The 8,564-nt window shown below is 60.7% G+C and carries 9 protein-coding genes and 1 tRNA gene; 5 read left to right on the forward strand and 5 right to left on the reverse strand.

The annotated features are described in order from the left end of the window. Positions 1–41: 41 nt before the first annotated feature. Together NFR87_RS08385 and NFR87_RS08390 are read right to left on the reverse strand one after the other, a co-directional pair. Positions 42–117: transfer RNA gene (locus NFR87_RS08385), tRNA-Thr, on the reverse strand. A 207-nt stretch (positions 118–324) separates the two neighbouring features. Further along, a complete protein-coding gene (locus NFR87_RS08390) occupies positions 325–930 on the reverse strand; it encodes a DUF624 domain-containing protein (RefSeq protein ID WP_251448908.1) in 606 nt (201 codons plus the stop codon). Positions 931–1,214: 284 nt separating this feature from the next. Between NFR87_RS08390 and NFR87_RS08395 the strand changes: the two genes are divergently transcribed. The 5 genes from NFR87_RS08395 to malQ all read left to right on the forward strand — a co-directional run bounded on the left by NFR87_RS08395 (position 1,215) and on the right by malQ (position 6,903). Continuing rightward, on the forward strand, positions 1,215–2,513 hold the full coding sequence (locus NFR87_RS08395) for an ABC transporter substrate-binding protein (RefSeq protein WP_251448910.1): 1,299 nt from the start codon (positions 1,215–1,217) through the stop codon (positions 2,511–2,513). 123 nt (positions 2,514–2,636) lie between these two features. Then, positions 2,637–3,488 (forward strand): carbohydrate ABC transporter permease, encoded by an 852-nt coding sequence (locus tag NFR87_RS08400; protein WP_251448911.1) that lies wholly within the window; start codon positions 2,637–2,639, stop codon positions 3,486–3,488. Next, positions 3,488–4,330, forward strand: a complete 843-nt coding sequence (locus tag NFR87_RS08405; RefSeq protein ID WP_251448913.1) for a carbohydrate ABC transporter permease — start codon at positions 3,488–3,490, stop codon at positions 4,328–4,330. The genes NFR87_RS08400 and NFR87_RS08405 overlap by 1 nt, the downstream gene beginning before the upstream one ends. Positions 4,331–4,363: 33 nt before the next feature. Beyond that, positions 4,364–5,404 carry a LacI family DNA-binding transcriptional regulator gene (locus NFR87_RS08410; protein ID WP_338147048.1) on the forward strand — a complete coding sequence of 347 codons (1,041 nt, stop codon included), beginning with the start codon at positions 4,364–4,366 and terminating at the stop codon, positions 5,402–5,404. Between the two features lie 8 nt (positions 5,405–5,412). Further along, the gene (malQ, locus tag NFR87_RS08415) at positions 5,413–6,903 is read left to right on the forward strand and encodes a 4-alpha-glucanotransferase (protein ID WP_420910709.1); all 1,491 of its coding nucleotides are present in this window, start codon (positions 5,413–5,415) and stop codon (positions 6,901–6,903) included. Between the two features lie 105 nt (positions 6,904–7,008). On the opposite strand, the gene NFR87_RS08420 is transcribed toward malQ, so the two are convergent. Genes NFR87_RS08420 through NFR87_RS08430 form a run of 3 tightly spaced genes read right to left on the reverse strand, consistent with a single transcriptional unit; the run spans position 7,009 to position 8,453 of the window. Next, complete coding sequence (locus NFR87_RS08420; RefSeq protein ID WP_251448917.1) at positions 7,009–7,539, reverse strand: hypothetical protein; 531 nt, start codon at positions 7,537–7,539, stop codon at positions 7,009–7,011. 19 nt (positions 7,540–7,558) lie between these two features. After that, positions 7,559–7,993: a cell wall hydrolase gene (locus NFR87_RS08425; RefSeq protein ID WP_251448919.1), complete on the reverse strand. Its 435-nt coding sequence runs from the start codon at positions 7,991–7,993 to the stop codon at positions 7,559–7,561. Between the two features lie 22 nt (positions 7,994–8,015). Further along, on the reverse strand, positions 8,016–8,453 hold the full coding sequence (locus NFR87_RS08430; RefSeq protein ID WP_251448920.1) for a hypothetical protein: 438 nt from the start codon (positions 8,451–8,453) through the stop codon (positions 8,016–8,018). Positions 8,454–8,564 lie beyond the last annotated feature (111 nt).

Consider the following 8,564-nt stretch of genomic DNA (forward strand, 5'->3'; position numbering starts at 1 on the left):
CCCGCTTTTCGAGGATATGAAAAGCGGGAATGCTCTATTTTTGGAGCTACTGGCCGGACTTGAACCGGCGACCTGCTGATTACGAATCAGCTGCTCTACCAACTGAGCCACAGTAGCGTATAAAATTGTTGAATTTGCGGAGTGGAGGAATGTCCCCTTACGGACAGCCACTGACCTGCTGATTACGAATCAGCTGCTCTACCAACTGAGCCACAGCAGCATATGAAATTATTTCGCCTTAAACGGAGCTGCTCTACAGCTGCTTTGCAACTCAGAAGTCTATCATATTTTGAAGCCCCCGTCAATCCCGAAAAGGAGGCTTTTTTATTCCTGTCGCCGGGGAAAGACCAGGAGCAGGCCGGGCAGAACGGCCCCTGCGGTAAGAGTAAGAGGGACGACAGCGGGGAAGAGTAAGACTTGAGCACCCAGCAGTCCGAGAGCCAAAACGACGGCCAAAACACTTTTGGGCAGCGTGGAGAGAAAGTCCAGCCAGGCGCACCGAAGGGAGGCCTCCGGCCAGGTGAGGGCGGGGAAGAGGTGAAGTCCCACCCCCCAAAGGAGGATCAGCCCAGCAAATCCAAGCCCCGACAGGGCGGTGAAGATCCCGCCCAGGTCGAGGTAGTACCAGACGGCGGTGGCCAAAAGGATGTTCAGGCTCAAAAACAGAAGGCCCCAGGCCATTTTGGACAGAAACCGACTGCGGAAGGTAGAGCAATAGGCGCGCAGCAACTTGACCGGCGCGTCCTTTGCCAGCTGCTCCATCACATATCCCATGGCCGACAGGGCGGGCCCAAGGGTGAAAATGGGCAGACAGGTGAGCAGGAAAACAAAATTCAGTCCCACCCAATCGGGAAAGTTCTGCGCCAGGACAGTGAGATACCAGCGAAAGCCCTGACGGCTTCCGGGGGCCTTCTCATGCTTGTTTGCCATGTCGCCCGCCTCCTTGAGATCCCGGAGCTGAAAGCCCTGGAAAGAATAAAACCATTGTAACGTTTCCAGCTTCAAAAGGCAAGGGGACAGCGGGAGAATCTTTCGTGATATTTGACAATTTTGCAGGCTGGTTTTTCATAAAGCCTACAAATTTGTGTGATATGGCCCAAAAATCCTTGCCTTCCTTGGCCGGATGTTGTATAGTATGAATCAGAAAAGCTGGAAACGTTTCCAGAAAATTCGACCGAAAGCACATCACATACATTTTGAAGGAGGAACACACAATGAAAAAGAGTTGGCTCGCACTGGCGCTCACCGGCGCCATGACCCTCGGCCTTCTGGCCGGCTGCGGCGGCGGAGATAAGCCCGCCGTCGGAAGCGGCGACGGCAAGGGCAGCGTCTACTATCTGAACTTCAAGCCCGAGCAGGACAAGGACTGGCAGGCCCTGGCCCAGACCTACACCGAGAAGACCGGTGTGCCCGTCACCGTGGTCACTGCCGCCTCCGGCCAGTACGAGACCACCCTGATGGCCGAGATCGGCAAGAGCGAGGCCCCCACCATGTTCCAGGTCAACGGCCCCGTGGGTCTGAACAACTGGAAGGATTACTGCTACGACCTCACCGGCTCCAAGGTGCTGGGCGAGCTCACCAGCGAGGACTTCACCCTGAAAAACGGCGACGAGGTGGCCGGCATTGGTTACGTCATCGAGACCTATGGCCTCATTACCAACACCAAGCTGCTGGAGCAGGCGGGCTACAAGACCTCCGACATCCAGAGTTTTGCCGATCTGAAGAAGGTGGCCGAGGACATCACCGCCCGGAAGGATGAGCTGGGCTTTGCCGCCTTTACCTCCGCCGGTATGGACGGCTCCTCTGACTGGCGCTTTAAGACCCACCTGGCCAACCTGCCCATCTATTTTGAGTACCAGGCCGACGGCATCGGCTCCACCGAGGCCATCAAGGGCTCCTTCCTGGATAACTACCGCCAGATGTGGGATCTCTATATCAACAACGCCACCTGCGATCCCAAGGATCTGTCCGCCAAGACCGGCGATGACGCCGTGGCCGAGTTCGTGAACGGCGAGGCTGTCTTCTACCAGAACGGCACCTGGGCCTACGGCGACGTGAAGAGCCTGGGCGACGACAGCCTGGCCATGATCCCCCTGTACGTGGGCGCCGGCGACGAGGCCAAGCAGGGCCTGTGCACCGGCACCGAGAACTACTGGTGCGTCAACAAGAACGCCAAGGCCGAGGACATTCAGGCCACCCTGGACTTCATGTACTGGTGCGTCACCTCCGACGAGGGCACCACCTCCATGGCCAGCGATATGGGCTTTGTCATCCCCTTCAAGGCCGCCAAGGAGTCGGAGAACCTCTTTGTCAAGCAGGACGCCGAGCTCACCGCCGCCGGCAAGACTCCCGTGTCCTGGAACTTCACCACCATGCCCTCCGAGGAGTGGAAGAATGTTCTGGGCTCCGCCCTGACGGCTTACGCCGCCGACCAGACCGATGCCAACTGGGCCGCCGTGGTCTCCGCCTTCGTGGACAACTGGGCCGCCGAGTACAAGCTGGCCAACGGCTGAGCCCCTCGGGCACAAATCAAATAAAAAAGGAAAAGGGGCGGGCGTCTGCCCGCTCCTTTTTGAAAAGAGAGCCCTTCCCCCCCGGCGGGGGAGGAATTTGAGATATGGAGGTGGCTTACCGCTATGGAACGAGCGCTGAAACGCTGGTCTCCCTTGTTTATCCTGCCCACATTCCTGGCTTTTGCCATCGGCTTCATCTACCCCTTTGTTGAGGGCGCGTACCTGTCCCTGTGCCAGTTCACCACCGTGCGGGACGCCAAGTTCATAGGCTTCGGCAACTATATCCGGGCTTTCGGCGACAGCCAGTTTCTGGATTCCTTCTGGTTTACCGTAGCCTTTACAGTGGTGTCGGTGGTGCTCATCAACGTCATCGCCTTCCTTTTCGCGCTGATGCTGACGAAGAACCTGAAGGGAACCAACATCTTCCGCACCGTGTTCTTTATGCCCAACCTCATCGGCGGCATCGTGCTGGGCTATATCTGGCAGATCCTCATCAACTGTGTGCTGTCCCTTGTGGGTAAGCCCCTGCTGGCGCTGAACGCCACGGCGGGCTACTGGGGCCTCATCATCCTCATGTGCTGGCAGCAGATCGGCTATATGATGATCATCTATATCGCCGGGCTCCAGGCGGTGCCCGACGACCTGACCGAGGCGGCCCAGATCGACGGGGCTACCCCCCTTCAGACCCTGCTGCGGGTGAAGCTGCCTATGGTGATGCCCTCCATCACCATCTGCACCTTCCTCACCCTCACCAACGGCTTCAAGCTCTTCGACCAGAACCTGGCCCTCACCGCCGGCGAGCCCAACCACGCCACCGAGATGCTGGCCTACAATATCTATAATACCTTCTACGCCCGCTCCGGCCCCCAGTGGAAGGGCATGGGCCAGGCCAAAGCAGTTCTGTTCTGTATTCTGGTAGTGGCCATCTCCATGCTCCAGCTCAAGGCCACCCGTTCCCGGGAGGTGCAGCAGTAATGACAAAAAAGAAAACCGCCGTCAACGGCCTTTTGATCGCCCTGCTCACAGCGCTGAGTGTCGCCTGGGTCTACCCGGTGTTCATGATCCTGATGAACACCCTGAAGACCGAGCGCGCCATCACCACCTCCACCGCCTTCCTTCTTCCCACGGCGGAGACCTTCGCGGGAGTTCAGAACTATGTCAGTGCCATCGTCTCCCAGGGATTTTTACAGGCCCTGGGCTATAGCCTGCTCATCACCTTCACCTCGGTGGCCCTCATCCTGATCTGCTGCTCCATGTGCGCATGGTATATCACCCGGGTCAAGGGCTGGGTGAGCAAAATTCTCTATTTTCTCTTTGTACTGTCCATGGTGGTGCCCTTCCAGATGGTCATGTTCACCCTGTCCTCCACGGCGGACATGCTCAAGCTGAACACCCCCTGGAACATCTGCGTCATCTACCTGGGCTTCGGCGCGGGCCTGGCGGTGTTCATGTTCTGCGGCTTTGTCCGCTCGGTGCCCCTTGAGGTGGAGGAGGCCTCCATGATCGACGGGTGCAATCCAGTGCAGACCTTCTTCCTCATCGTCCTGCCCATGCTCAAGCCCACCCTGGTGAGCGTGGGCATCCTGGAGGCCATGTGGGTGTGGAACGACTACCTGCTGCCCACTCTGGTATTGGACATCAAGAAATATATGACCATCCCCATGCTCATCCAGCGCTTCCGGGGCTCCTTCGGGCGGGTGGAGATGGGCCCCATGATGGCCTGCATCATGCTCACCATCATCCCCATCATCATCGTCTACCTGGCCGGACAGAAGTATATCATCAAAGGGGTTGCCGCCGGCGCTGTAAAGGGATAAAATAGTCGAAGATCATCGAAAGGGGGGAGAGCCATGCCCATGACCATCAAGGATATCGCCCAGCGCTCGGGCTACGCCGTGGGCACGGTCTCCCGTGTCCTCAACGGCCACCCCGACGTCAGCGACGCGGCCCGGGAGCGCATCCTGGCCGTGGTGGCGGAGACCGGCTTCCGCCCCAATGACACCGCCCGGCACCTGAAACAGCGGGGCAGCCGGGAGGTGGCCATTATCGTCAAGGGCGCGGGCAACCTCCTCTTCGCCCGTATTTTGGAGGAGGCCCAGCGGCTTTTGAAGGCCGACCACCGCCCCGCGGCGGTCTATTACCTGGACGAGAATGATGACGAGGTGGAGCAGGCCCTGCGGGTGTGCCGGGAGCTAAAGCCCCTGGGCTTTCTCTTCCTGGGCGGCAACCGGGACAACTTCAAGCGCTCTTTTGAACACGTGACCCTGCCCAGCGTCCTGGTGACCACCCGGGCGGATACTCTGGGCTTTCCCAACCTCTCCAGCGTCTCTACCGATGACGTGGAGGGGGCCTCTCAAGCCGTGGGCTGCCTGTTGGACGCCGGCCACCGGCAGGTGGGGATCATCGGCGGCGAGAGCTGTGTGGCCGCCCCCGTTATGGGCTGCAACACCAGCCAGCTGCGCCTGATGGGCTGCCAGCAGGCCTGCACCCAGCGGGGGGTGCCCTTCGACCCTCAGCGCCAATCCGCCATCGCCCGCTATTCCATGGAGGGGGGCTATGAGGCCACGGTGACGCTCCTGGAGCAGTTCCCCGGCCTCACCGCCATCTTCGCCATGTCCGACGTGATGGCCATTGGCGCCATCCGGGCCCTCCACGACCAGGGGATCCGGGTGCCCCAGGACGTGTCGGTGGTGGGCTACGACGGCATCGAGCAGGCCGGCTACTGCGTTCCGCGGCTGGCCACTGTCTGCCAGAATTGGGAACAACTGGCCCGGCGTGGAGTGGAGATCCTCCTGAACCAGGCCGAGGGCGGCTGCGCCGTCCACGAGATCGTCCCCTTCTACCTCTCCATGGGAGAGAGCGTGGGACGCAAGGAAGAAAACTCTCATTGACAGGATGGATGACCATGCGAAGCAGCGGTGTGTTGATGCACCTGACCAGCCTGAGCTCTCCCTACGGTATCGGCGCCATGGGCCAGGCGGCCCGTGACTTTGCCGACTTTTTGGCCCGGAGCGGCCAGACCTATTGGCAGCTTCTGCCTATGGGCCCGACCAGCTACGGCGATTCTCCCTACCAGAGCTTCTCCACCTTTGCCGGCAACCCCTATCTCATCGACCTGGACGAGCTGGCACAGGCGGGTCTTCTGGAAGGCGCGGAGTATCAGACGGTGGACTGGGGGGACGATCCCGAAAGCGTGGATTACGGGCTTCTGTACGAAAAACGCTATCCTGTCCTGCGCAAGGCGGTAGTGAGACTGCGGGAAAACCTGCCGGCGGACTACCCCCTCTTTCTGGCGGAGAACGCCCCGTGGCTGCCTGACTACGCCCTTTACATGGCGCTGAAGGATCACTATGAGGGACAGCCCTGGTGGGAGTGGCCGGAGCCTCTTCGCAGCCGCCAGGGCGCCGCGCTGGAGGAATCCCGCCGCTGTCTGGCGGAGGGGGTGGCCTTCTGGCAGGGGGTGCAGTACCTCTTCTTCCACCAGTGGAGGGCGCTGAAAAAGTACGCCAACGACAAGGGCATCCGCTTCATCGGCGACCTGCCCATCTATGTGCCTTTGGACTCCGCCGACGTGTGGGCCCGGCCCGACCAGTTCCAGCTGGACGACCAGCTGCGGCCTGTGGAGGTCTCCGGCTGTCCCCCCGACGGCTTCACCGCGGACGGCCAGCTCTGGGGCACCCCCCTGTTTGACTGGGAGAGGATGGAGCGGGACGGCTACAGCTGGTGGATCGAGCGGATCCGCCGCCAGCGGGGGTTCTGCGACGTGCTGCGCATCGACCACTTCCGGGGTTTTGAAGCCTACTATGCCATCCCCTACGGGGAGGAGACCGCTCGCAACGGCCACTGGCGGCAGGGCCCGGGAATAAAGCTGTTCCAGGCGGTGGAGCGGGCGCTGGGAAAGCAGGACATCATCGCCGAAGATCTGGGTTTTCTCACCGAGGGCGTGTATCAGCTCATCCGAGACACCGGCTTTCCCGGTATGAAGGTACTCCAGTTTGCCTTCGACAGCCGGGAGGAAAGCGACTATCTGCCCCACAACTATGGAAAGCGCTGTGTGGCCTATGTGGGCACCCACGACAATGACACCGCCCTGGGCTGGCTGGGAACCTGCGCCCCGGAGGATCGGGCTTTCGCCCTGGACTATCTGAAGCTGACCGAGGCCGAGGGCTATCACTGGGGCCTGATGCGGGGGATCTGGGCCTCCTCGGCGGAGCTGGCGGTGGTCACCGCCCAGGATCTGCTGGGTCTGGGGCATGAAGCCCGGATGAATGAACCGTCCACCCTGGGAATGAATTGGAAATGGCGCGCCCTTCCCGGGGCCTTTACCAGGGAGCTTGCCCAAAAGCTCCGGCACGAGACCGGGATCTACCGCCGGCTGCCCCGGCAGTGAAAAAACGGGGGCGGCCGATGGAAAGCCGTTTTGTGGACGGCGCTTTGATCTGAAGATGAAAAAAGAGCCTCTTCCGTGACGGAAGAGGCTCTTTTTGGCTCTTTTTCAGCCCCAACCCAGGTTCTGGGTGGGACAGCCAGGGCCCGGGCAGGGGAGGGGGGCGGTGTCCTGACCGACCACGCCGCTGCCCATGCCGTAGCTCATATCCACCCCGGGGGCGAAGCCGGGGGCTGTGGCGGGACTTACATCCCCACTGACGGCGGTCTGGCCCCCCTGGCCAAAGAGGGGATTATTGACATGCCAGGGCCGGTGTCCGGGCAGATAGAAGGTGACGAACTTGACGGAGAAAATGTCGCAGGTGACAAAGGTCTGGCTCAGCTCCTGGTAGAGGGTCACAACGCTGGTGCCCACGGCGAAGAGCACGCCGGCCTTGGCGGTGAGGGTCTGGGTGCCCACCAGGAACTCGATGACCACGTACTGGCCCAGGTTTTCGGAGAGAAATTGCTGCATGGAGCCCTCCATGGCCGGGGTATCGAAGTCCTGCTGGGGCGGGGTGGTGATGGTGCTTTGGTCGGCGGCGTTCAGCGCGGCGGCCAGAGACGAATCCTGTGTGGGATTGGGATATAATCTTGCCATAATGTGGATAGCCTCCCTTTCAAGTGTCCGCGTATGCGGCGGTGGGATTGTAGAAGCAATGGTCGCCGATGCGGACTACAAAGGAGCCCACGGCGGATGGGAAATTAGGTTTACAGGTGTCGCTGTAGGGATTGAAGAACCACAGGGCGGAGCCCAGGTTGGTCAGCCGGTGGCCCGCCATGGCCCACTCGGCGATGTCCCAGTGGATCTGCTCCAGGCTCATGTTGTAGATGTTCTGGGCGTTGTATGTCCCGCCCACGGTCTCCATGGCGCAGACGAACTGACGGGGCTGGAAGATGACCTGCTTGACGGTCTTATATTTGGCGTACTCGCCGTATGTAATGTTCACACGGTTCATCACTACCGAGGCCACCGCCTTCATGCCATTTTCTCCCTCGCCCCCCGCCTCGCATTTGATGATGCGGGCCAGGGCCTCCAAATCGGAATATGCCATTGTCTCACTCCTTTGTCGGCGGTCAAACGGGCGGAAGGTCGTCGATCTCATCGAATTGGAGCTGGCTCAGCGTCCCCGTCTGCTCGCGGTACTCGTTCAGAAGAAGATCGTAAAAGCGCAGCAGGGCGGCCCCCAGCACCAAAACGGAGGCCAGGATATTGACCTGGGCGGAGCGCAGAGCCAAAGGATCTTCTCCCGTCTGAGCCCTCTCCAGGGTGCCCAGGGCCAGGCGAAAGAAAAAGCCCAGAGAGCCGATGACCAGAGCCGAGGAGGCCCGCTTGAAGGGCAGGGGAGAGGGAAGGGACTGCGCGTCGCCGCCCCGAAGCGCGGCGGCGACCTGACCGCGCTGGATGAGCAGCGACCAAAAGGAAAAGAGAACGGAGAGGATCAAAAGGATGAGAAAGAAGACCGAGCCGTCCAACTGAAGCAGTCCCCGCTGAAGCTCCGCGCGTTCCTCCATGCTCCCGCCTCCTCTCGCCCGCTTCATGCCATTCTACGCCTTTGCGGCGGAAAGGGTGCGTTTCCTTAGAGAGGAAGAGAAAAAGAGAAGCGGGACGCCGCGGCGTTCCGC

Source organism: Vermiculatibacterium agrestimuris (genome assembly GCF_943193085.1).
GTDB classification, from domain to species: Bacteria; Bacillota; Clostridia; order Oscillospirales; family Oscillospiraceae; genus Vermiculatibacterium; species Vermiculatibacterium agrestimuris.